Source organism: Streptomyces albipurpureus, assembly GCF_023701525.1.
GTDB classification, from domain to species: domain Bacteria; phylum Actinomycetota; class Actinomycetes; order Streptomycetales; family Streptomycetaceae; genus Streptomyces; species Streptomyces albipurpureus.
Window position 1 is genome coordinate 66,614 of record NZ_JAMQAW010000027.1, and the last position, 23,532, is coordinate 90,145.

Below are 23,532 nucleotides of genomic sequence, written 5' to 3' on the forward strand. Positions count from 1 at the left end.
TCGCATGCAACGAGAGAACGGCAGAGCCCCCGCCCGGACAGCGCCGGACAGGGGCTCGCAGGGTTGCCGAATCAGACCAGCAGAGCCGGAATGGTCCCTTCGTGGGCGGTGCGGAGCTCGCTCAGCGGGATGCTGAACTGCCCCTGGACCTCGATCTCATCGCCGTCCACCACACCGATGCGGGCGACCGGCAGACCACGGGCGCCACACATGTCGTTGAAGCGGAGCTCCTCGCTGCGCGGCACCGACACCACAGCGCGTCCCGCGGACTCGCTGAAGAGGAAGGTGAAGGCGTCGAGACCATCCGGGACGATCAGACGCGCTCCCGTGCGACCGCGGAGACAGGACTCCACGACCGCCTGGACCAGGCCGCCGTCGGAGAGATCGTGCGCCGCGTCGATCATCCCGTCACGGGAAGCGGCGATCAGGATCTCACCGAGCAACTTCTCCCGCGCCAGATCCACCGCCGGGGGCAGTCCGCCCAGATGATCGTGGATCACCTGCGACCAGGCCGACCCACCGAACTCCTCCGCGGTGTCCCCGAGGAGATAGAGCAGCTGCCCCTCCTCGGCGAACGCGATCGGCGTGCGGCGGTTGACGTCATCGATCACACCGAGGACCGCCACCACGGGCGTCGGGTGGATCGCCGTCTCACCGGTCTGGTTGTAGAGCGACACATTGCCGCCGGTGACCGGGGTGCCCAGGGCCAGACAGCCGTCCGCGAGACCACGGGTGGCCTCGGCGAACTGCCACATCACACCCGGGTCCTCCGGCGAACCGAAGTTCAGGCAGTTGGAGATCGCCAACGGGGTGGCCCCGGAGGCGGCGACATTGCGGTACGACTCCGCCAGCGCCAGCTGGGTGCCGGTGTACGGGTCGAGCTTGGCGTACCGACCATTGCCGTCGGTCGCCATCGCCACACCGAGATTGGTCACATCGTCGATGCGGACCATGCCCGCGTCCTCGGGCTGGGCCAGCACGGTGTTGCCCTGAACGAACCGGTCGTACTGGTCGGTGATCCATGCCTTGGAAGCCTGGTTCGGCGATGCCACCAGCCTCAGGACCTGCTCCCGCAGCTCCGGGCCGCTCCCCGGTCGGGGCAGCTTGCCCGCGTCATCGGCCTGAAGGGCGTCCTGCCACTCGGGCCGGGCGTACGGACGCTCATAGACCGGGCCCTCATGGGCGACCGTGCGCGGCGGAACGTCCACGATCTGCTCGCCGTGCCAGAAGATCTCCAGCCGCTCGCCCTCGGTCACCTCACCGATGACGGTGGCGATGACATCCCACTTCTCGCAGATCTCCAAGAAGCGCTCGACCTTGTCGGGCTCGACGATCGCGCACATGCGTTCCTGCGACTCGCTCATGAGGATTTCCTCGGGCGAGAGGGTCGCGTCACGCAGCGGCACGGTGTCCAGCTCGACCCGCATACCGCCCGAGCCGGCGCTCGCCAGCTCACTGGTCGCACAGGACAGCCCGGCACCGCCGAGGTCCTGAATGCCCGCCACCAGCTTCTCCGCGAAGATCTCCAAGGTGCACTCGATCAGGAGCTTCTCCTGGAACGGGTCACCGACCTGCACGGCGGGGCGCTTGGCCGGGCCGGTGGAGTCAAAGGTCTCGGACGCCAGAACGGAGACTCCGCCGATGCCATCGCCACCGGTACGGGCCCCGTACAGAATGACCTTGTTGCCCAGACCGGACGCCTGCGCCAGATGGATGTCCTCGTGCTTCATCACACCGATGCAGCCGGCGTTCACCAGCGGGTTGCCCTGGTAGCAGGGGTCGAAGACGACCTCGCCGCCGATGTTCGGCAGCCCCAGGCAGTTGCCGTAGCCACCGATACCGGCGACCACACCGGGCAGCACCCGCTTGGTGTCGGGGTGATCGGCCGCACCGAAACGCAGCGGGTCCACCACGGCGATCGGGCGGGCACCCATCGCGAGGATGTCGCGCACGATGCCACCGACACCGGTGGCGGCGCCCTGGTAGGGCTCGATGTACGAGGGGTGGTTGTGCGACTCGACCTTGAAGGTCACCGCGTAACCCTGCCCGACGTCGACGACGCCCGCGTTCTCGCCGATCCCGACGAGGAGGGCGTCGCTCTCGGGCGCCTTCTCACCGAACTGCTTGAGATGCACCTTGCTCGACTTGTACGAGCAGTGCTCGGACCACATGACCGAGTACATCGCCAGCTCGGCACCGGTCGGCCGGCGACCGAGGATCTCCCGAATCCGCGCGTACTCGTCCTGCTTGAGCCCAAGCTCGGCCCAGGGCTGCTCGGTCTCAGGGGTCCCCGTGGCGTGCTTCACGGTATCGAGGGTCATGCTGCGCCCCTTTCATTCGCGTCTCCGCACGCAGGGCACAGAGGTACGAAGTTGATCTTCGACTGCCACCCGGCGACCGCGTGCACCTGGCTCATACGGCGACCAGCGCTCATGCGGTGACCAGCCTCTTGATGACCGAGGTGAAGAAGGCCAGGCCATCGGTGCGGCCGGTGCCGATCAGGGGCTCGACGGCGTGTTCCGGGTGCGGCATCAAGCCGACGACATTGCCCTCGGCGTTGGTGATGCCGGCGATATCGCGGAGCGAGCCATTGGGGTTTCCGTAGCCATCAGCCGCCGCGCCGCTGGTGGCATAGCGGAAGGCGACCCGGCCCTCCGCCTCCAGCTCATCGAGCACCCGAGCATCGGCGACATAACGGCCGTCGATGTTCTTCAGCGGTACGGAGATCTCCTGGCCCTGCTCGTAGTCGCCGGTCCAGGCGGTATCCGCGTTCTCCACCCGCAGCCGCTGATCACGGCAGATGAAGTGCAGATGGTTGTTGCGCAGCATGGCACCGGGCAGCAGATGCGACTCGGTCAGGATCTGGAAGCCGTTGCAGATGCCGAGAACCGGCAGTCCCGCCCTGGCCTGATCGATGATCGTCTCCATCACCGGCGAGAACCGGGAAATGGCCCCGGCACGCAGATAGTCGCCGTAGGAGAACCCTCCGGCGAGCACTACCGCGTCGACCTGCTTGAGGTCCTTGTCACGGTGCCAGAGAGAGACAGGCTCGGCGCCCGCGAGGCGTACTGCCCGCAGACTGTCCTGGTCATCGAGCGTGCCGGGAAAAGTGACGACTCCAATACGAGCAGTCACGACTCCACCTTGACGATGAAGTCCTCAATAACGGTGTTGGCGAGGAACGTTTCGGCCATCTCATGGATGCGGGCGAGGGCGGCATCGTCTACCGGTCCCTCCACCTCCAGCTCAAAGCGCTTTCCCTGACGGACGTCCGCGATTCCATCGAACCCGAGGCGAGGTAGTGCACGCTGCACCGCCTGTCCCTGCGGGTCGAGGATCTCGGGCTTGAGCATGACGTCGACTACGACGCGTGCCACGGGCACTCCCGGATTGATGTGTTGCGAGGGCGGTTCCCTCAGCGTACCCGCCCAGAGAATCTACTCGCGTAGATATCTGGAGAAATCCGACACCCAACCGGCGGAACACCCCAAGTATCCAGAAGCAGAAATCCAGGGAAAATAACCCGTCCTTCATTGCCTGGGACACGCGCGCATAATTGGCTGGGCTTCACAATGCGCCGCCCACCGCTGTACAAAGGAATACACAGGAAAGCAGTATGGTCCCTCGACAGCCGGAAAGCCGGTATCACCGCACGTCAGAATCGGTGCCGTGCGGGGCACCGCGGGAAAGGACCGATATCCGTGGCTCAGCGAGTAGTGGTCACACTCTCCGACGACATCGACGGTGGAGAAGCGGCGGAAACGCTCAGGTTCGCCCTGGACGGGAAGTCGTACGAGATCGACCTCAATAACGCCAATGCAAAGAAACTGCGCAAGGCGCTTGCGCCGTACATGGCCGCGGGTCGAAAGCAGACCGGAGCGGGGAAGCGCGGCGGGCCCCGGACCGGCGGATACAAGCACACGACCCTGGAGCCGGCACCTGCCGCCGTACGCGCCTGGGCGCAGTCGAACAAGATGGACGTACCGGCCCGTGGACGCATCCCCAAGGCGGTCTACGAGGCGTTTCGCGAGGCGAGTTGAGGCCTGGGCGGTGTGGCCGTCATCGACTCCGCCACCGGGCCGAAAACGGCTCGCCGCTCACGGCAACCAGCCGGTGATGGTGGCTGGATCGAATCGGTGGAAGTCAGCAGAAGTGGAGTTGGCCCATGGGCGCCCGAAGTCGGCCCATGGGCCTCGTCCGTTGAACGGGGCCATCGCGTCGGACGGCGTACTCCTCCGCTGAGGCCTCACCGAGCACCGAACCGGCTATCGGACCTGGCTCCCGGACCGGCTTCCCGTGGAAGGCACCGCACCGGCTCGTTCCGCGCAGGCCCGAGCGGCGCCCGAGCGGCTTCGGACCCATGCCGGCCAGAGCAGGGGCGTACGCAGCTCACACAGCCCACCCAGGGATGTCCAGGCGTCCAGGCGTCCAGGCGTCCAGGCGTCCAGGCGTCCAGGCGTCCAGGCGTCCAGGCGTCCAGGCGTCCAGGCGTCCAGCGATGGTCGAGGGTGTGCCCTCCGGCCCCACGGACGCCGGACCTCCACGACGAGCCCCCACCGCACGCACCTCACTCGCGCCCACCTCACTGGCGGCCCTCACCCCGCCACGGCGATTCTCCCGTTCGCACTCGGCGGTCCTCGGTCGCCGCACTCTCGACCCCGCCGCTGTCCGGCGCCTTCCGGGGCCGCGCCCCCGCCAACCACGGACTGCCGGCACGGGTCCCACGGCGGGACTTCCAGCACGGGACCCGCGGCGCAGGCGAACGGCGACCGCCGGCCTCGGACCCGTCATCGCCGGGCTTGGACCTGCCATGACAGTCCGCACCCGAGCCGATCGTTCGCCCGGATCATTCGTACAGGGTCGCCCGCCCGGGGCAATCCACACTCGACGGCCCGAGGTCACATCATCCGACGAGTACTACTTGACCCCATCCGTCACAGGCTCCCCAAAGAAGATCCACTCGACCGGCCCGGAAGATCCACTCAATGACCCGCCTCAGGTCAGCGCCTCAGAAGCCCCCGACACCCCTACTCAGGTTCCGAGTTGCGCAGCACCCCCAACCGTCGGCTAGAGTTTGGTTCACGCCGAAGGGCAAGGCCGAAAAGGCCCCACCTCAGCAGCGTGCGGGTGTAGTTCAGTAGTAGAACGTCCCCCTTCCAGGGGGAAGACGCAGTGTGCAATCCCTGTCACCCGCTCTCATCGCCTTACCGGTCATAGAAGTCGATCAGGTAGAGTGGTGCCCGCGCCGCCCGGTGAAAGCCGATCGGTAGCAATGCGGACGTAGCTCAGTTGGTAGAGCGCAACCTTGCCAAGGTTGAGGTCGCCAGTTCGAACCTGGTCGTCCGCTCAATGAGAAAAGGCCCTGGTCTTAAAGACCGGGGCCTTTGTCATGTCGTTAAGCGCATATCTCTCTGGTCCTCATTAACTCCCCCGGCTGATGACAAATGTCATCGCCACCGGTGACAGCCCGCACTGCCTTCTCTTTCCGGTCGGCAACACGCTTGAACCATGACCACAGACCAGTACGTGATCACAGCGAATGAGCTGCGGCGAAGCTATGCGGGGGGCTTCGAAGCTGTGAGCGGGATCTCCTTCTCGGTGGCCCGCGGTGAGATCTTCGCCCTGCTCGGTACCAACGGTGCTGGCAAAACCTCCACCGTGGAACTGCTGGAGGGGCTAGCCGCCCCTACCGCCGGAAGGGTACGGGTACTGGGCCATGACCCCTACCGCGAACGGCCCGCCGTGCGCCCCCGCATCGGTGTGATGCTCCAGGAAGGCGGCTTCCCCTCTGATCTGACCGTGGCCGAGACCGCCCGGATGTGGGCCGGCTGCACATCGGGGGCCCGCCCGGTGCCCGAAGCGTTGGGTCTGGTCGGGCTCGCCGAACGGGCCGGCGTGCGCGTCAAACAACTCTCGGGCGGTGAGCGACGACGACTGGATCTCGCACTGGCGCTGTTGGGCCGCCCCGAGGTCCTCTTTCTCGACGAGCCGACGACCGGGCTCGATGCCGAGGGACGGCGGGACACCTGGGACCTGGTGCGGGCGCTGCGGGACTCCGGCACCACGGTCTTGCTGACCACCCACTATCTGGAGGAAGCCGAGTCACTCGCTGACCAACTGGCGATCATGCACCGGGGCCAGATCGTCACCACGGGCACACCCGCCACGGTGACGGCCTCCCGGCCCGCGCGTATCCGCTTCCTGCTTCCTGATGGAGTCCCAGCGGGACGACTTCCTCTCGGCCTGCACGCCGGGGCGGACGGCCAGCGGATCGAGATCCGCACCCATCAGCTCCAGGAGTCACTGGAGGAGCTGCTGCGCTGGGCGCGGGAGTCACAGATACCGCTGGAAGGGCTGGATGCCCGCTCGGCCTCGCTGGAAGAGGCCTTCCTGGAGATCGCGCAGACGGAAACGGCAGGTGCCTGACATGACGGCAACGACGATCAAGAGCTCTGGGGCTCCGCGGCCGGCGGACCGGTCGCAACCGTCGAAGTCCTCGCCAGCGCGTCGGCTCACCGCCCTGGGGCGAGCCGAGCTGACCTTGTTGATCAGAAACCGAACCGCGCTCTTCGTGGCCCTGCTGATGCCGTTGGTGATGGTGGTCGCGACCAAGTCCTCGTTGGACTCGATGGATCTCGGCAAGGCCGGGATGAGCGTCGTTGAGGCATCGATGACCGCCGCGATCGGGATGGTCCTGGTGCTGGTGGTGCATCTGAACCTCGTCTCCGCCTATGTGGCCAGGCGGGAGGAGTTGGTGCTCAAGCGGCTGCGCACGGGAGAGGTGCCGGACCACGAGATTCTCGCCGGTACCGCGCTCCCCGCGGTCGGCCTGGCGCTGACGCAGTGTGTGTTGCTGGTCGCGGGCGGAGTCGCCTTCATGGACCTGGGTGCGCCGAAGCGGCCTGATCTGCTGATCGCCGGTATCGCCATCGGCGTGGTGCTGCTGGCGGCGCTGGCGGCGGTCACGGCTGCGATAACCCGTACGGTAGAAAGCGCGCAGATCACCACCATGCCGATGTTTCTGGTCTCGGTGGCGGGCTCGGGTCTGCTCGTACCGCTGGAACTGATGCCCGAGAAGATGGCATCGGTGTGCGAGCTGCTGCCGCTGACCGGAGTGATGACCCTGATACGGGCAGGCTGGCTCGGCGGCACCGACTCGGCCGATGTGACGCGCGCCGCGCTGACCGCCCTGGTCTGGTCCGCGGTGTCGCTGCTCGCCGTGCGGCGGTGGTTCCGTTGGGAGCCGCGACGCTGACCATGGATCAGCCGGACCGGGCCTGACGAGCGAGGGATGCACTGGAGTAGTCGCGGTGCCGTCGGTGGGGCCGGCAGGGCCCGGACGGAGCTCTGCGCGGATGGGTCGATGGACACCGGGTCCGGGGATCATTGAGTGCTGTGATGGAGGTGGCTCATGCGGGTGAAGGGTTGGAGCGGGCGCAGCGGCTTGGCCAAGGTGGATCTCTACACCCGCGGCACGCTCTACCTGATCGTCTGGATAGCCGCGATCGGCCTGGCTCTGATGATGCTGAGCCACCCCGTACGGGTCGAGGGCCCTGGGGTACTCGCGGTGGCCGGCCCGCTGCTCGCACTGGTGGTGGGCTTGCTCTGCGCACGGCTCACTCGGCATGGGATGGATGTCTATCTCAGGCGGGCGAGGGCTTCCCGTCGTCAGGTCGGCTGGGCGGCGGGGGTGACCGCGCTGACGACGGGGGTCGTACTGACCCTGTCGTCCATGAAGGTGATCACCGAGGAGCACGGGCTGCTGGCGGGGATGCTCATGGCATCGCTGGCCCCCTTCTTGGCGGCGTACTCCCTGTTCGTGTCGAACCGGGTCACCGCGCTGGTCCAGCTGTCGGTGCTGGCGGTGATGTGCGCGCTGCTCTTGGTGACCGGACACCGAACGGGCGAGGTGGCGGCCGTCACCATCACCATCGGACTGGTCAACGGCTGGATGGCGTTCACGGGCCGGGCGTCCATGTGGATCCTCGGAGTCATGTGGCAGCTTCGTGAGGCGCGCGATGTGGAGGCACGGCTCGCGGTCGCGGAGGAGCGACTGCGGTTCGGCCGCGATCTGCACGATGTGCTGGGCCGCAACCTCGCCGTCATCGCCTTGAAGAGTGAGCTGGCCGTTCAGCTGGCCCGGCGCGGCCGGGCCGAGGCCGTGGACCAGATGTCCGAGGTGCAGCGGATCGCCCAGGAGTCACAGCGCGAGGTACGCGATGTGGTGCGCGGCTACCGCGAGGCCGATCTACGGGTGGAGCTGGCGGGGGCCCGAGGGGTACTGGACGCGGCCGGGATCAACTGCACGGTGGTGGAAGGGGCGCTGGAGTTGCCCGGGGATGTGCAGTCGGCGCTGGCGTGGGTGGTGCGGGAGGCCACCACGAACGTGCTGCGGCACGGGGACGCACGCCGCTGCACCATCTCGGTGGGCCTGGCGGACGGCGGAGCGGTGTTGGTGGTGGAGAACGACGGGGCTGACGATGGGGCGCGCGCCTCGACCGCGTCGCCCTCCTCGGCCCTGACGGGTGCCTCGGCCTCGTCGGGTGCTTCCGGTAGGGGTGGGGAATCGGCTCGGCGACCTGGTTCTGGCCTCACCGGGCTGCGAGAGCGGCTCTCCGCCGTCCATGGCACGTTGGAGGCGGGCCCGGGGCGGAAGGGGCACTATCGACTGACCGCCAGGGTGCCTCTGGATGGCCACCCCGGGCAGCCACCGCACCCTGAGCAGACCCCGCAGACCCCGCAGACCCAGCGAACACCAGCATCGGCCGTCTGGACTCCGGAACCCGTCGAGGCGGAGAGCGCGCCCGAGGAGGCAGCCGCCCCGCCGACGGGCCAGGGATCTGTCCAGGAACCGGCGGGGACGGCGGCCTCTGTCGAGGCAGCGGGATCAGCGGCGGATTCGGTCGCAGTCCCTGTCGAGGCAGCGGGATCAGCGGCGGCTCCTCGTGAAGCAGCGGGATCAGGCGACCGCGCCCTACGGGAGGCAGGATGACCGGGGAAGCCTCACCGAGGGATCGCCCACCCGGCACGGTGCGGGACGGTAGCGGGATGGGCACAGCAGTGGACGGCATGGGCGGAGCACGGCTGGTGACCGCGGTGCGATCTGGGTGGGGTGCGCGATGACCGTACGTGGGCTGTGGGAGACGCCGGATGACCGTATGTCCCCAGGGGGTGCCGGATGACCGTACGCGTGCTGCTCGCTGATGACGAGCATCTGATCAGAGGCGCGCTGGCCGCTCTGCTCGGGCTGGAAGACGATCTAGTGGTGGTCGCCGAGGCGGCTTCGGGCATCGAAGCGCTCGCCATGGCGCGCGCCCATCGCCCCGATGTCGCCGTACTCGATCTCCAGATGCCCGGAGCGGACGGTGTGAGCGTGGCCACATCACTGCGGGCGGAGTTGCCCGAGTGTCGAACCATGATCGTCACCAGTCATGGTCTGCCGGGACACCTCAAGCGGGCGCTTACTGCGGGTGTGCGCGGGTTCGTCCCCAAGACCGTCAGTGCGCAACGGCTCGCCGAGATCATCCGTACCGTGCACGCGGGAAATCGCTATGTGGACCCGGAGTTGGCAGCGGACGCGATCTCGGCCGGGGACTCCCCACTGACCGCCCGCGAGGCAGAGGTACTGGACCTGGCGGCGGATGGCGCACCGATCGCGGAGATCGCCGAGCGGGCGTCACTGTCCCAGGGGACGGTACGGAACTATCTCTCGTCGGCGGCTTCCAAGCTCGGCGCGGAGAACCGGCACACAGCGGTCCGTCTCGCGCGGGAGCGGGGTTGGGTATAGTGGGCTGCGCGCCACGGCGCATGCGGACGTAGCTCAGTTGGTAGAGCGCAACCTTGCCAAGGTTGAGGTCGCCAGTTCGAACCTGGTCGTCCGCTCAGTGTGAAGGCCCCGGTCCTGATGGATCGGGGTCTTTGCGTTTCCAGCGACTGCGTTTCGGCCGTCGAGGTCCTGCCGCCCGCCCGCTCCGGCGCCCGCCCACCCTGGCGTATGGGCTCTACGACGTCTGAGCTCTCCGAAGCCCGTTCGCGCTGACGTCCGGTCTCTCCGGTCTCTCCTGTGCCTCTGGTGCCTCTGGTGCCTCCGGCGTCTGCGGTGCCTCTGATCTCCCTGGGTTTGTCTCCGCTGACGTCTGTTCACTCCCGTAGCCGGGTTGCTGCCGGCTGTTCCCCCAGCCAGCAGCAGCCCAGCTCAAGCGGGCTATGACCAGGGAGTACCGGTCAGCAGCTCATACGCCTCCAGATACTTCGCCCGGGTGGCGTCAACCACTTCCTGCGGCAGTGCGGGCGGGGGCTGCTCGCTTCGACGGTCCCAGCCGGAGGCGGGGGAGGTCAGCCAGTCGCGTACGTACTGCTTGTCGTACGAGGGCTGGGGCTGGCCCGGTTGCCAGGAAGCGGCGGGCCAGAAGCGGGAGGAGTCGGGGGTCAGCACCTCGTCCGCAATGATCAGATCACCGTCGGCGCCCAGGCCGAACTCGAACTTCGTGTCGGCGAGGATGATCCCCCGTTCCCGGGCGATATCGCGAGCGCGGCCGTAGACGGCGAGGGTCGCCTGGCGCAGCAGGGCGGCGGTCTCCACACCGACCTGGCGGGCGACCTCCTCGTAGCTGACGTTCTCGTCATGGTCGCCGACCGCTGCCTTGGTGGCGGGGGTGAAGATGGGGCCCGGCAGTTCGGAACCGTCTGCGAGTCCCTCGGGGAGGCCGATTCCGCAGACCGTGCGGGACTGTTCGTACTCGGCCAGTCCGGAGCCGGCGAGATAGCCGCGGGCGACGCATTCAACGGGGATCATCTGCAACGACTTGCAGACCAGGGTGCGACCGGCCCAGTCGGCGGGGGCGCCGGCGGGGAGTTCGGTGCTCAGTACGTGGTTGGGGACCAGATCGGTGAGGCGGTCGAACCACCAGAGGGAGAGCTGGGTGAGCACACGGCCCTTGTCGGGAATCTCGGTGGGCAGCACCCAGTCGTAGGCGGAGATGCGGTCACTGGCGACCATGACGAGCTCGCCAGCCGCGTTCTGGTACAACTCACGCACCTTGCCGGTGTGCAGATGGACCAGACCCGGCACCTGAAGCGGTTCGGGCTTTTCTACGAAACCGGACATGGTTCCTCCCCGTAGCTCTGACTGATACTTCCGATTCTCCCGTATGGAAGCGGACGCTCCGGTACAGGGGCGGAGCCCAGGAGGGAACCCGGCCGATCGAGAGGCACCAGCCCGAGGCGGAGTTCGACCCTCGTCCCTCAGTCGCGCGCACCCTCAATCACGCTGGGCCAGTAGTCACGCTCACCTCTCAGGCGCCCCTCGGCTCTCCGTCGCGCTGGTTCCTCAGTCGCGCTTGCAGATGCGGTCGAGGAGGTTGGCGGTCGCGCGCTGGATACGGCTGTCCACATGGCCCGGCCGGTCCAGCGCGGGCGACCAGGCAAAGGTGCCGGAGGCAAAGACGAGCGCGCCGGAAGGCGCGCGGTAGAGCGAGGTCTCCTGGTGGCGGAGCGCCCCTGAACCATCCCGATACGGGGAGTGTGCGAGGAGGATGCGCCGCCGGTGCTCGGGCAGCGCGGTGCGCGGGAAGTAGCGGTCGGCCTCGCCCGCGACCAGCCCGGTCAGTTCGTCCCCTTCCCCGGCGCCGGTCGCCTCCCAGAGCCAGTGCTCGGCGTTCCGCACGACCAGGGGGTGGGGTTCGGGTACCTGGCCGGCGTACTGGATGCCCAGCAACTGTTGCTCCGCGCGGTCGATCTCACGCCAGAGGCTGGCCTTCCCCGGGCCGCGACGCTTGCGGCAGCTCAGCAGCCGGTCGGGGACGCCGGAGGGAGAAGGGCCGAGCTCGACCTGCCAGTAGAGCGAGTTGGCGGAGAGGAAGACCAGCGAGGTGCCCTGGTCGCGGGCTGACTCGACGGTCCGACGCATGGGGACCGACCAGTACTCGTCATGGCCGGGGAAGACCAGTCCGCGGTAGCGGGTGGCATCGACCCTCCCGGCATGGAGGTCACGAGCGTCCGCGTAGGCGATGTCATAGCCGTACCGCTCGGCCCAGCGGATGAAGTCGTAGGCGTGGCCGACGTGAAGGGGCAGTCCGGCGCCGGCGTAGGGGCGGTCGAAGGACACCGTGACGGCAGCGTCCCGCTCGCCGAGGAGCCGGCCGTTGTCATCCCAGGCGTGGTAGAAGCTGGCGCCGGTGCGACCGTCCTCGGGATAGAGGTTGTAGGCCTGCCAGGTGATGTCCGGGAGGACGAGGAGCAGATCGGCCGGTCGGTCATCGCGGACGGTGAAGGGGATGTGCGAGCGGTAGCCGTCGGCCGTGGTCAGAACGGCGACATGCGCGCCGACCGCCCAGTGGGAGGGGACCTGAAGCCGCCAGGAGAGCCACCAGTGGTGGCAGGAGACGGTCCGATCGGCGGCGAGCGGAGCCGGCTGGACGATTCCAGCGAGCCGAGGGCTGGTGATGATCTTGAACGCCCCAGCGCCCGCGTAGTGCCCGATGCGATAGATGTCGACGGAGAACTGCTGGGGTGGATCGACTGTGATGTGGAAATCGATCGCCTGACCGGGAGCCACGGCACCGGAGGCCGCAAAGCCCTTGATCTGGCGGTGCACATCATCAGCGGTACGAGGGCCCCGGGCGCCACGGTCGCGATCGGGCTCGGCATACCAGGGGACGACCTGACCGGTGGCATCGACATAGTGCTCAGAGCCGCGCAGCCAGGGCAGCGGGCCTTGCCCGAAGGGGTCGGTCACAGCATGGGCGAGCGCGCCCGACTCCCACCGTCGGATCTGCTCCGCCCCCATGCGCCCTCCCTTGATGCCCCCGGACAACCGCGGTACGCCGAACGGTCGGCGCCGATCCCCAGCACATCACATAACGCACGCGGACCGTCACCCTTCGTCGTGAATTGTTGAGGGAGTGAGCTTTTCGCTGAGAGGGTGCGCCAAGTGACCGTTTTGGTGCTGAGGGACGGGAGTTACGAGGGCAACTGCGGGGGTTTTCGAGGGCCTCCGTGACCGCGGCCTTGCGGGTGCCTTCGAGGGGCCCAGGGGACGCGGGACTCTGCGGGCGGGGGCCGAGGTGCCAGGGGACGCCATGGTTGGCATTCAACGGGCGGGGATACGGAGAAACGGGATGCGGGCACGGGGGTCCGCGCACCGGGAACTGTCGACCTGCGCTTGCCCACCGGGCCGCACGGCGGTGGGGGCGCGAGGAGCGGGTGGGGGCGCGAGGAGTGAGGGAAGGGGGCGGGGGTCCGCGGGCGGTTGGAGCATCCCGGGCCCGGAGCGCCTTAGACGAGCCGGACGGGCTTCTCCGGGCGCACACCCGTCTTGGTGAGCCAGGCACGCAGCGGGCCCGCATCGCCGTCCTCGGTAAGGCTGAGGACCGGTGACATCAGATCGGCCGAACGCGCGCCACCTATCAGCAGCGCGGGCCCGTCGAGCCAGTCGAGGCCGGGGGCCGCACCGGCCGTGTCAACAGCGGCACAGCAGACCATCGCGGTGACATGGTCCGCCAGCAACTCCCGCCCGGTACGAGGTGGCTGCAGGGGGAACAGGGGCAGCGGATCGGCTCCCCAGCCGTTCAGGGCGTCTCCCTGACTCCTGACGACGGGAACGCTCGCCGCCGCCTCCTCACGAGCGACCTCGGCGCTGATGCCGGCCGCGAGGTTCTCTCCCACCTCTGGCGCGGGTCGCCCCAGATGGGCGATGACCCGCGCGAGCGTCGGACCGTGAGGGCCCTCTGACGGTGGCACTCCAAGATCGTCGAGAACCCGGTGGAGCCGGGCGGCCTCGGTACGCCACTTGCGGTCCACCACCTCCTCCGGATACTGCTGCCAACCCACCGGGGACCAGCCGGCACCCGTCTCGGCGGGGCCACCGTGGAAGAGGCGGGCGGCCAGCAGGGAGGCTGCCTCGTCGATGGTGCCCGGCTCCTCCAGGAGATCGCAGGCGGGACGCTCACCGAGTCGCGAGGCGAACCCCTCGGCCAAGCGGTCGCGGCGGGAGAGCTCGGTGAGCGCGGAGACAACACCGGCATCCAGACGGGATGGCCAGCGGCCCATCCGCCAGGCCGGCAGCGCGACGCGGGTCAGCAGCCGGTCCCACCCCGCATAGGCCAGCCCCACCTGCTCCTGGGCGACGATCCGCAGACCGTAGTCCACCGCCTGCGCCCGCTCGGACGCGGCTGCGGCGACTCCGCGCTCCATCTCCCCGGCATGTGTCTGACAGCCGCGCAGCAGCAGTCTGGCGATCTGGCCGACGAGCACGAGCGGCACCCTGCGCAACTGCCGCAGAGGCCCGAATCGCCCAGGTCGCTGACCGGAGTCGGACGCCAGCGCGACCGCCGCGTCAAGCCCCCGGACGAACCGCCGGGCCGCGGCTATGTCGGGTTGCGCCGAGGACGCGGTCCCGGCGACCACCGGGGCGAGCACGGCCCTCAGCTCGGCAACCCGCATCCACCAGAGGAAGGGTGAGCCGATCACGAGCACCGGGGCCTCCCCCGACCGTCGTCTACCGGCCTTCGGCCCCATCGCCCTGGGCACGGCGTGCGCGGGGTGGGTGCGATCCTCAAGCCAGCTGTCGCAGTCGGGAGTGAGAGCCACGGTGGAGGGCGCGGGCACCTCAAGGCGCTCGGCGAGATCCCTGACCAGTCGGTAGAGATCCGGGGCGGAGCGCTCCGAGATCTCCACGGTGGGGCTGAGGGCGGGCTTGGCCCGCACGATCACGGCGGCCACCACCACGGTGACCAGCAGCACGACCAACGCACAAGCCGACACGGCCCAGCGCGCTGAGTCCCAGCCGCCTCCGCTCATATGGCCGGTCACACCACCCGCGAACAACACGACCGCCACCGCTGCGGGCAGCAGGGCGACCGCCAGTGCCCTGCTGCGGATGCGCAGCACGGCGAGCGCGCGCAAACGCGCGGCCTGCGAGCCGATCGACTCGCCAATGCCGGTACTGGACACGCCGGTGCTCACCCCCTCTGCCCTGCGACGGTGAAGGTCACTCCCCCACTGTGACACCCGCCACTGACATCGCAATGCCGATGAGCCAAGTGCCCGAACGCCTGGGCCGCACCATAGTTGGGGCGTCGGCGGACGTCATCCAGATGGCTCAGTCGTCACTCAATGGAATGGCCTTGGGCAAAGGTGAGGACGGGTGAACGGGGCTCTGGGTTCACTCCAGGACCGGGTGGACCTGGCCGCTGAGGCCTTCGTCCCCATTCAGCACCCGGCCTCCCCGCCATCCCCCGCTCGGCCCTCGGCGCGGAAAGCCCTTCCGCACCGCTCCTGCCCACACCGTGCGGGGTCGGAACCTGTTCTCGCGCGGCGGGACGGGGCAGGTGGGGAACGGCAGGGCGGGACGGGGCAGGTGGGGAACGGCAGGGCGGGACGGGGCAGGTTGGGGAACGCCGGGCGGCACGGTCGCACCCGCGGCTCGCTTCAGTGCCGGTAGCCGGTGGGGCGTGCGGGACGGGGGGCTTCGGTGTCACCGGGGATGATCCCTGAGGGCCCACCCAGCTCTCGTGATCTCAACCGCTCGGTTCCGGGCGAAGCCCCACGCATGAGCCCGGAGGGGCAGAAACGTCAAGCTCCCGGCGCGAGGCGCATACACCCTGCCCGGGAGCTTCAGCCGACCGAACGCCGGGTGAGGGCCCCAGGTCCTCGGGCCGTTGTCGGCCCACCTCTGCGATACGGCAGCGCCCAAAGGGGCGGCGCCGCCTCCACAACGACCGGCTTGGTGACTCTCGGCCTAGCCCTCGGCCACCGTATGCGCGATATCGGTCCGGTACTGGGCCCCATCGAGCCGAATGCGGTCCACCGCACGGTAGGCGCGCTCCCGCGCCTCGCGCAGGTCCTTCCCGGTCGCGGTGATCGACAGCACGCGTCCGCCCGCGCTCAGGACCGCGTCGCCGTCCTGCTTGGTGCCGGCGTGCAGAACGTACGCATGAGGCGCATCCTGTGCCGCGACCTCGTCCAGCCCCTCGATGGGGTCGCCGGTGCGCGGAGTGCCGGGGTAGTTGTGGGAGGCGATGACCACGGTCACGGCGGCCTCGTCGTGCCAGCGCAGCGGGGGCTCATCGATCAGGGTTCCCCTGGCCGCGTTCAACAGCACACTCGCCAGCGGGGTGCGCAGTCGGGCCAGGACGACCTGGGTCTCGGGGTCACCGAAGCGGGCATTGAACTCGATGACCCGCACGCCGCGCGAGGTGATCGCCAGCCCCGCGTAGAGCAGCCCCGAGAACGGCGTACCGCGGCGGCGCATTTCGTCGACGGTCGGCTGGAGGACGGTGGTCATGACCTCGTCGACAAGCTTGGGGTCGGCCCAAGGGAGTGGGGAGTAGGCACCCATTCCACCGGTGTTGGGGCCTTCGTCGCCGTCCAGGGCGCGCTTGAAGTCCTGGGCGGGGGTCAGGGGCAGCACGGTGTTGCCATCGGTGATGGCGAAGAGGGAGACCTCGGGACCGTCGAGGAACTCCTCGATGACGACTCGGCCGGCGCAGGCGATGGCGTGCTCCCGGGCGGCGGCCAGATCGGATGTGACGACCACGCCCTTGCCGGCGGCGAGACCGTCGTCCTTCACCACATAGGGAGGACCGAAGGCGTCCAGCGCGTGGTCGATCTCCTCGGCGTTCGTGCAGACGTAGCTACGGGCCGTGGGAACTCCGGCCGCGGCCATCACGTCCTTGGCGAACGCCTTGGAACCCTCCAGCTCGGCGGCCTCGCGCGAGGGACCGAAGCAGGGGATGCCGACGGTGCGTACGGCATCGGCGACTCCGGCGACGAGCGGCGCCTCCGGGCCGACGACGACGAGTCCGACCTCCAATGCGGCGGCCAGCTCGGCGACGGCGTCGCCATCAAGGGCGTCGACCGGGTGCAGCTCCGCGATCTCGCCGATGCCGGCGTTTCCGGGCGCGCAGTGCACAGCGGTGACGTCGGGGTCGAGGGAGAGAGAGCGGCACAGGGCATGTTCGCGGGCGCCGCCGCCGATGACAAGGACCTTCACGTCCGTCAGCCTAACCGCCGTGGACGGTGGTCCTGTACGGGCGTCCGAAGCGGGCGGCCCTATTCGTTTGTGTATTCCTCCACGACGGTGGCTCCCAGCTCACGGACGATGAGGTCATGGCCGGAGAGCGCGGAGTCCACCAGATCCGGGTCGTCGTCTTCGGGCACATCGTCCTCGGGGGAGACCGGGGGCGGTGAGTGCACCGGTACGGGGGCGGCGCGCGGGGGCTCGGAAGAAGGGGAGCGAGAGGGGCCCGACGGAGCGGCGTGAGGTGGCTGCCCCGACTGTCCGGACGGTCCCGAGGACGGCTGGTGGTGCTGAGCGCTCGGCGCTGGGGGCTGCGAGGCGGGCCCGGGCCGGGATTCGGCCGGCCCGGGGTTGTAGGAGGTCTGAGTCGTCGAGGACTGCGGGGGCCGACCGCCGCCGTACCCCGGTCCCCCGCTCGGTCCGGATGAACCGGGTCCTCCCGTACCCCCCGAGGGGTCGACGATCGCTTCGATCTTCCACTGGACCTGGAACTGCTCGGCGAGGGCTTGGCGCAGCACTTCCTCGCTGCCGCTGCTGGCGAAGTTGTCCCTGGCACCGGCATTGATGAAACCCAGTTGGAGGGTGGTGCCGTCAAAGCCCGCCACCTGCGCGTTCTGGCTGAGGAGAATCCAGGTGAAACGGCGGCGGTTCTTCACCACCTCCAGGATCTCGGGCCACATGTTTCGCACCTGACCGGCGCCCTGCCCCATGGCGGGAGCGGGGGCCTGGGGTGGTGCTGCCGCGGGGGTGGGTGCCTGCGGCTGCGGGGTGGGCGCGGGGGACCGGGGTCCCTGCCCGGGAGCGGACGCGGTGGGCCAGGCACCGGGCCGCGGTCCGGCGGCCGCTGGGGCCTGGGCGGGCTGTGGTTCAGCGGGGGCCGCGGCCGGCGGTGCTACGGAATGCGCGGGGGGTGCGGCAGGTGCAGCCGGCGCGGCGTGAGTAGCGGGCGCCGCTGGCTGGGGTGCGACTCCCGGAGCGGCACCGGGATGCGAACCAACGGGGCCGTCAGGCCCGGGCATATGCGCCTGGACCTGGGGACCGGGGATGTACCCCATGGGAGGCGCGCCTGCGGGCCCGCCAGCCGAGAACGCCATCCCGCGCTCCAACTTGTCGAGCCTGGCCTGGGTGGAACGCTCATCGTCGTACGCGGCGGGCAGCAGCACCCGCGCACAGATCAGCTCCAGTTGCAGCCTCGGGGAGGTGGCCCCGCGCATCTCGGTGAGACCGGTGTTCACCAGATCCGCGGCCCGGCTCAACTCGGCGGCGCCGAAGACGGATGCCTGGGCCTCCATCCGCGAAACCACATCCACCGGGGCATCGATCAGGCCCTTCTCCCCCGCGTCGGGCACAGCGGCGAGGATCACCAGGTCGCGCAGCCGCTCCAGCAGGTCGGCAACGAAGCGCCGCGGGTCGTTGCCACCCTCGATGATGCGGTCGACCACCTCGAACGCGGCGGCCCCGTCACCCGAGGCAAAGGCATCCACGACGGCGTCGAGCAGCGAACCGTCCGTGTAACCGAGGAGACCGGTGGCCATGGCATAGGTCACACCCTCCTCGGTGGCCCCGGCGAGAAGCTGATCCATCACGGACATCGAATCCCGCACGGACCCGGCTCCCGCCCGCACGACGAGGGGCAGCACGCCTTCGGCGACGGGGATGCCCTCCTTGCCGCAGACCTCACCGAGATAGTCGCGAAGGGTCCCGGGGGGCACCAGCCGGAAGGGGTAGTGGTGCGTACGCGAACGAATGGTGCCGATGACCTTCTCGGGCTCAGTCGTCGCGAAGATGAACTTGAGGTGCTCGGGCGGCTCCTCAACGACCTTCAGCAGGGCGTTGAATCCCTGCGGCGTGACCATGTGGGCCTCGTCGATGATGTAGATCTTGTACCGGCTGCTGGCCGGACCGAAGAACGCCTTCTCCCGAAGGTCACGGGCGTCGTCCACACCACCATGGGAAGCGGCGTCGATCTCGATGACATCGATCGACCCCGGCCCGTTTCTCGCGAGGTCCTGACAGGACTGGCACTTACCGCACGGCTGCGGCGTCGGCCCCTGCTCGCAGTTCAGACAGCGGGCCAGGATGCGCGCGCTGGTCGTCTTGCCACAGCCCCGCGGCCCGCTGAACAGGTACGCGTGATTGACCCGGTTGTTCCGCAGGGCCTGCTGCAACGGGTCAGTGACATGCTCCTGCCCGATGACCTCGGCGAAGGACTCGGGACGATAGCGGCGATACAGCGCAAGGGACGACACACCTACGAGGTTATCGGGGCCCACTGACAACCGGAGCCCACCCGCTCCAACCTCCCCCACCAACGCAAGCGCCCCCCACGCACCCGCCAGAGCCAACCTACCCTTGCTGCCTTCCGGCCCTGGGGGAGTTCAGTCAGATAGCGCCACGTGAGGGGCTGCGCTCAGGGTACCTGATGACGAGGGGTGCGAACGAGTTCGCGAGCATCCCCCGGCGTCTTGTATTGTTTGCCGCGGAGGATTCGCCTAGTGGCCTAGGGCGCACGCTTGGAAAGCGTGTTGGGGGCAACCCCTCACGAGTTCGAATCTCGTATCCTCCGCCAGTGCCTCACCGGGCACTAACGTTGAAGGGCCCCGTCGCAAGACGGGGCCCTTCGCGTTTGTAGTCTCATCTACAGTCTCAACGAGACCCTTCGGCGCCTTCCGGGCCGCTCTCGTCCAGGTCTTTGGCTACCTCCCAGATGAGCCCGCCGACCCGCTGTGCGACGTCAGCGAGGATGCCGCCCGTCACGTGCTGGTACCGGGCCGCCATGGCCGTGGACGACCAGCCCATGATCTGCATCACGACCCGTTCGGGTACTCCGAGGATGAGCAGAACCGTCGCTGCGGTGTGCCGGGCATCGTGCAGGCGCCCGTCCCGGACTTTTGCGTCAGCGAGGAGCCGCTTCCAGGTGTCGTAGTCCGTGCTCGGCACCAAGGGCGCGCCCACAGGGGAAGTGAAGACGAACCCAGATTCGCGCCAGTCCTCCCCCGCGATCGCTCGCTCGCGCGCCTGCTCTCTGCGGTGGAGCTCCAGCAGTCTCCCCAGTTCGTCAGGGACCCCGATGACGCGTCGGCCGGCGCGCGACTTCGTATTGGCCGTGTCCTCGTTCTTTCGGACCCGCTTCTTGCAGTAACCCGGCTTGGTGCCGCAGTCGCCGCCGCAGCCGTGCAGGTACTTCGGCCGCAGCCGGTTCTTCCTGACCCGCAGAACTCCGCTTGCGGTATCGAGGTCCGCCCACCGCAGCCCGAGTGCTTCCCCCTGCCTCAGCCCCAGTGCGAGCGCGATGGACCATCGGGCGCTGTTCCGGAGCTTCGCGGCCTCGATAAGGAGCCGCTGCACCTCCTCGATGTCGTACGGCTCCACCTCCTCTTCCTCGATCCTTGGAGGCACCGCGAGAGTGGCAACGTTCCCAGTGACGTGGCCGCGGCGCATGGCATGGTTCAGTGCCGTACGGATCGTGCGGTGCGTCTGATGTGCGGTGGCGGGCTTGCTGCCGTTGGCCAACATCCGACCGTAGAAGCGCTCCAGGTGCTCCGGCTCCAGCTTGTCGAGCCGGTGAGCCCCCACACCAGGCACGAGGTGCACCCGCACCGCCACCTCGTAACCGGCGTACGTGTTCTCTCGCACCGACGGCTTGGCGATCTCCTCCACCCAGTGCAGCAGCCATGCCTCCACAGTCCACGACCGTCCGGGCTTTCGGACCTTGCCTTCGTCCCGCTGCTTTTCCAGGGCCCGGACTTTCTTGATCACCTCCCCTTCGCCGATCTTGCTCATGACGTGGCGCCGGTCCGGCTTGCCGTCATCACGGATGCCCACGGTCACGCGACCGTGCCAGTAGCCGTCACTGCCGAGATAGATGGACGACGCCCCATCAGGACGCTTGGCCCGCTTGGTCATTGAGGCTCCCTATGCGGCTACGTGGTTGTTGCTGTTCTGCGTGTTCTGGGTCAGGTAGTCGATGAGCACTTGAACGGGAACCCGTCGGCTACGGCCGAAGGGAACCGTCCGGACAGCTCCGTCGCGGATCAGGCCGTACATCGTGGTGCGGCCGATGCTCAGGCGGCGGGCGGCTTCCTCCACCGTCACGGCGAGAAGGGAGGGATCGAAGTCGGCGCGGCTCGCGCCGGCCTTGCGCATCTGGACGAGTGCCACGGCTGGGACTCCTCTGCGGGGTTCTTGGGTGTGGTTGGCGTCACAATGCTGTGGGTCGCGGCCCATCGCGGCCCAAGGCTGTGACCTGCGGTTTCATCCCGCGCTTGTGCGGCCCATTGCGGCCCACCCTGCTCGGGGCATGGGCCGCGATGGGCCGCAGCGTGGTGCGGTAAGAACCGCAGGTCAGGGGTGGTGGGTCGCGATGGGCCGCGACCTGGCGGATTGTGGGCTCAACCGCTGACGGCGATGCCGTTGTAGAGGGCGGTCCGTTCGCCCGAAGGGCCGCGGGGGCGGGAGCGGTTGAGCTGCGGAATCACGGACAGCAGGTTGCGGCCGAAGACCTGTTTGGTTCCGGCTCGGACGCCGTTGTCCTCGGCCCATTCCCGCCAGACGGTCCACAGGTGATCGACCGGAACAGTGCAGGTCGGGCCTGTGGTGCACCGTTCGCGGACGAACGCGCTGGTGGGGGATGCTGTGTCGCGCATGGTGGTGACGGCGTCACGGCTGGAGGCGGGTTCGGTGATCCGGCGTGTGCGCTGGAGGCGGGCGAGTCCTTCCAGGGCCCAGTTGAGGATGCCGGGCATCTCGGCGATGAGGCGGTCGGTGAGGGTGGGGTCTTCCCGGCCCAGCCAGGACACCCGCATGCTGAGCAGGATGAATCGGTTGGCGATGACCCCGGAGGAGTCCCCGAAGTGGGGGAGTTCGTTGGACAGGATCATCAGACGGGAGGGCAGCTTGCCGGTCCATTGCTCGCGGTACTTGCGGTCAACGTCGATCGTGTCGTCACCGGAGATCGTGAGCAGGCGTTCCACGACCTGGCTGTTGTCGTTCCCGGACAGCCGTGCGTCGGAGATGACTGCCAGCGACTTCCCGACCAGGGTCGACAGTCCGAAGTTCGTGCCCAATCCGGCAAGCGTCGGCCCGGCCAGGTTCTCCTTGCCGACCAGCGCTTTCAGCACCCGCGCGATCGTCCCCTTGCCAGAGCGGGAAGGACCGACCATGAGCAGGATCTTCTGGAGGTCGGTGCGGCCGGACAGGATGTAGCCGAACCACTCCTGAAGTGCGGTGATCGCGTCGGAGTCGTCGGGCCAGACCTCGGACAGGAACTGTTCCCATTCCGGCGCCGTGGCGGCCGGATCGTAGGCGAAGGGGACGGATACGAGGTTGAAGAACCCGGGGGTGTGCGGCAGCAGAGCGCGGTCCCGGATGCGGAGCAGGCCGTTCTCGCACGCGACGATCGGACCACCGTCCGTCTCACTCGCGCCGGTACCGTCCAGCCACGCGGGAGCGTCGGTGTCGGTCGGCAGCAGGGTGATAGCGCTGAGGGCATCCAGAAGATTGCTGATCTTCGGCTTAGTGGGTGCCCAGTCGCGTTCCTCGGTCTCGCCATCCTTGGTCGGTGTCCGATAGATGGCGTACTCAAGACGCGCGTACATCGCCGCACGCACCTGGGCTTCGTCGATCTCTCGCCAACAAGTGCCATTCCAGCGCATCCAGGACGCACGCCAGCGCCTGTACATCAGCTGCCCATCCGCAGTCTGCCAATCAGGCAGCAAACGGCGTGCCACGGCCATGGGGTGCGAGGGTGCGGGAAGTTCCTCCGAAGCAGTCACGCTGCGGCCCGTCCTTCCTGATCCCAACGGAGCGGGCACAAGTCGCGGTGCTCGGTGTGGTCGGTGATCAGGGCGAGTACGCGTCCGTGCCCGATGGCGCTGCGGTCACGTCCGCACGCGCACCAGCTGGCGGCGGTCGGGGTGGCCCCGCGACCGGGAGCACGGATGGTGAGCCAGGCGATCGGCCGCCGCCCGTCAGGGGTCGGGTGCGGGTCAGGGCGAACAGATGAAAGGACGCCTACGGCGACGTCTTTCGAGGCGCCCACGGTTGCGGACAGGGGACCGATCACGCGGCTGCTCCTGACTGGGCGGAGCGGCGGATGCCGTCACGGATGCTGGCTGTGATGCGGGAGGGTGCCAGTCCCTTGGGCAGGGCCGCTTCGGTGAGAGCGCTGGTGACGTCGTGCTCGGTGAGGGTTCCCGCCGCGATGAGCCTGCCGAGGGCGTAGGCCGCGTTGTACAACGTCGTGTTCTGGGTGCCGGTTGCGGCGGCAGTGACCTTGGCGATCTCGCCGTTGAGAGCGGCGGTCGCGTACCGGTCTGCTTTCCCAATGCGGGAGCGGAGAACAGCTACGGGCACGGGGGCGGGTGCGGGCGGCGGGGTGAGGAGGTCACCAAGCCACGTGGGGAGGGGGGCCGGGGGCGCGTCGTGAATGATCTCGTACGACCCTGTGTGTTGAGCGTCATTGAAAATGCCTATGAGTGCGGCAGTTTGGGCAGCTTGGTGCCGACAAGATC

At 68.5% G+C, this 23,532-nt stretch carries 16 protein-coding genes, 4 tRNA genes, 1 other RNA gene and 1 pseudogene; 9 read left to right on the forward strand and 13 right to left on the reverse strand.

What is annotated here, in order from left to right:
* Positions 1 to 71: 71 nt before the first annotated feature.
* The 3 genes from purL to purS form a co-directional block, all read right to left on the reverse strand.
* A complete protein-coding gene (purL, locus tag NBG84_RS22055; protein ID WP_250921284.1) occupies positions 72 to 2,321 on the reverse strand; it encodes a phosphoribosylformylglycinamidine synthase subunit PurL in 2,250 nt (749 codons plus the stop codon).
* Between the two features lie 109 nt (positions 2,322 to 2,430).
* Positions 2,431 to 3,135 carry a phosphoribosylformylglycinamidine synthase subunit PurQ gene (gene purQ / locus NBG84_RS22060; protein WP_250921285.1) on the reverse strand — a complete coding sequence of 235 codons (705 nt, stop codon included), beginning with the start codon at positions 3,133 to 3,135 and terminating at the stop codon, positions 2,431 to 2,433.
* Positions 3,132 to 3,377 (reverse strand): phosphoribosylformylglycinamidine synthase subunit PurS, encoded by a 246-nt coding sequence (purS, locus tag NBG84_RS22065; protein WP_250921286.1) that lies wholly within the window; start codon positions 3,375 to 3,377, stop codon positions 3,132 to 3,134. Before purS ends, purQ begins: the two co-directional genes overlap by 4 nt.
* A gap of 324 nt (positions 3,378 to 3,701) precedes the next feature.
* Between purS and NBG84_RS22070 the strand changes: the two genes are divergently transcribed.
* The 8 genes from NBG84_RS22070 to NBG84_RS22105 all read left to right on the forward strand — a co-directional run bounded on the left by NBG84_RS22070 (position 3,702) and on the right by NBG84_RS22105 (position 9,882).
* Positions 3,702 to 4,040, forward strand: a complete 339-nt coding sequence (locus tag NBG84_RS22070; protein WP_308312102.1) for a histone-like nucleoid-structuring protein Lsr2 — start codon at positions 3,702 to 3,704, stop codon at positions 4,038 to 4,040.
* 1,083 nt (positions 4,041 to 5,123) lie between these two features.
* Positions 5,124 to 5,195, forward strand: a tRNA-Gly gene (locus tag NBG84_RS22075).
* A gap of 79 nt (positions 5,196 to 5,274) precedes the next feature.
* A tRNA-Gly gene (locus tag NBG84_RS22080) sits at positions 5,275 to 5,347 on the forward strand.
* A 161-nt stretch (positions 5,348 to 5,508) separates the two neighbouring features.
* Entirely contained in the window at positions 5,509 to 6,426 is a 918-nt protein-coding gene (locus NBG84_RS22085; RefSeq protein WP_250921287.1) for an ABC transporter ATP-binding protein, read from the forward strand.
* Position 6,427: 1 nt separating this feature from the next.
* The gene (locus NBG84_RS22090) at positions 6,428 to 7,255 is read left to right on the forward strand and encodes an ABC transporter permease (protein WP_250921288.1); all 828 of its coding nucleotides are present in this window, start codon (positions 6,428 to 6,430) and stop codon (positions 7,253 to 7,255) included.
* A 156-nt stretch (positions 7,256 to 7,411) separates the two neighbouring features.
* Positions 7,412 to 8,992 carry a sensor histidine kinase gene (locus tag NBG84_RS22095; protein ID WP_250921289.1) on the forward strand — a complete coding sequence of 527 codons (1,581 nt, stop codon included), beginning with the start codon at positions 7,412 to 7,414 and terminating at the stop codon, positions 8,990 to 8,992.
* Between the two features lie 186 nt (positions 8,993 to 9,178).
* Positions 9,179 to 9,787 (forward strand): response regulator, encoded by a 609-nt coding sequence (locus NBG84_RS22100; RefSeq protein ID WP_250921290.1) that lies wholly within the window; start codon positions 9,179 to 9,181, stop codon positions 9,785 to 9,787.
* Between the two features lie 22 nt (positions 9,788 to 9,809).
* Positions 9,810 to 9,882 (forward strand) — tRNA-Gly (locus NBG84_RS22105).
* Between the two features lie 322 nt (positions 9,883 to 10,204).
* Here the strand turns inward: NBG84_RS22105 and NBG84_RS22110 are convergent.
* From NBG84_RS22110 to ffs, 6 genes are all read right to left on the reverse strand, one after another.
* Positions 10,205 to 11,107 (reverse strand): phosphoribosylaminoimidazolesuccinocarboxamide synthase, encoded by a 903-nt coding sequence (locus NBG84_RS22110; RefSeq protein WP_250921291.1) that lies wholly within the window; start codon positions 11,105 to 11,107, stop codon positions 10,205 to 10,207.
* Between the two features lie 222 nt (positions 11,108 to 11,329).
* Positions 11,330 to 12,787, reverse strand: a complete 1,458-nt coding sequence (locus tag NBG84_RS22115; protein WP_250921292.1) for a N,N-dimethylformamidase beta subunit family domain-containing protein — start codon at positions 12,785 to 12,787, stop codon at positions 11,330 to 11,332.
* A gap of 488 nt (positions 12,788 to 13,275) precedes the next feature.
* Complete coding sequence (locus NBG84_RS22120) at positions 13,276 to 14,952, reverse strand: M48 family metalloprotease (protein WP_250921293.1); 1,677 nt, start codon at positions 14,950 to 14,952, stop codon at positions 13,276 to 13,278.
* A gap of 787 nt (positions 14,953 to 15,739) precedes the next feature.
* A complete protein-coding gene (purD, locus tag NBG84_RS22125) occupies positions 15,740 to 16,993 on the reverse strand; it encodes a phosphoribosylamine--glycine ligase (RefSeq protein WP_250921294.1) in 1,254 nt (417 codons plus the stop codon).
* A gap of 59 nt (positions 16,994 to 17,052) precedes the next feature.
* A complete protein-coding gene (locus NBG84_RS22130; RefSeq protein WP_250921295.1) occupies positions 17,053 to 19,269 on the reverse strand; it encodes a DNA polymerase III subunit gamma and tau in 2,217 nt (738 codons plus the stop codon).
* 61 nt (positions 19,270 to 19,330) lie between these two features.
* An RNA gene (gene ffs / locus NBG84_RS22135) (signal recognition particle sRNA small type) lies at positions 19,331 to 19,429 on the reverse strand.
* 72 nt (positions 19,430 to 19,501) lie between these two features.
* Between ffs and NBG84_RS22140 the strand changes: the two genes are divergently transcribed.
* Positions 19,502 to 19,589, forward strand: a tRNA-Ser gene (locus NBG84_RS22140).
* A gap of 77 nt (positions 19,590 to 19,666) precedes the next feature.
* On the opposite strand, the gene NBG84_RS22145 is transcribed toward NBG84_RS22140, so the two are convergent.
* The 4 genes and pseudogenes from NBG84_RS22145 to NBG84_RS22160 all read right to left on the reverse strand — a co-directional run.
* Positions 19,667 to 20,926 carry a tyrosine-type recombinase/integrase gene (locus tag NBG84_RS22145; RefSeq protein WP_250921296.1) on the reverse strand — a complete coding sequence of 420 codons (1,260 nt, stop codon included), beginning with the start codon at positions 20,924 to 20,926 and terminating at the stop codon, positions 19,667 to 19,669.
* A 9-nt stretch (positions 20,927 to 20,935) separates the two neighbouring features.
* Positions 20,936 to 21,181 (reverse strand): helix-turn-helix domain-containing protein, encoded by a 246-nt coding sequence (locus NBG84_RS22150; protein ID WP_425608678.1) that lies wholly within the window; start codon positions 21,179 to 21,181, stop codon positions 20,936 to 20,938.
* 230 nt (positions 21,182 to 21,411) lie between these two features.
* Positions 21,412 to 22,794 (reverse strand): DNA primase family protein, encoded by a 1,383-nt coding sequence (locus NBG84_RS22155; RefSeq protein ID WP_250921297.1) that lies wholly within the window; start codon positions 22,792 to 22,794, stop codon positions 21,412 to 21,414.
* Between the two features lie 286 nt (positions 22,795 to 23,080).
* Positions 23,081 to 23,532, reverse strand: a pseudogene (locus tag NBG84_RS22160) (hypothetical protein); the annotation flags it as partial.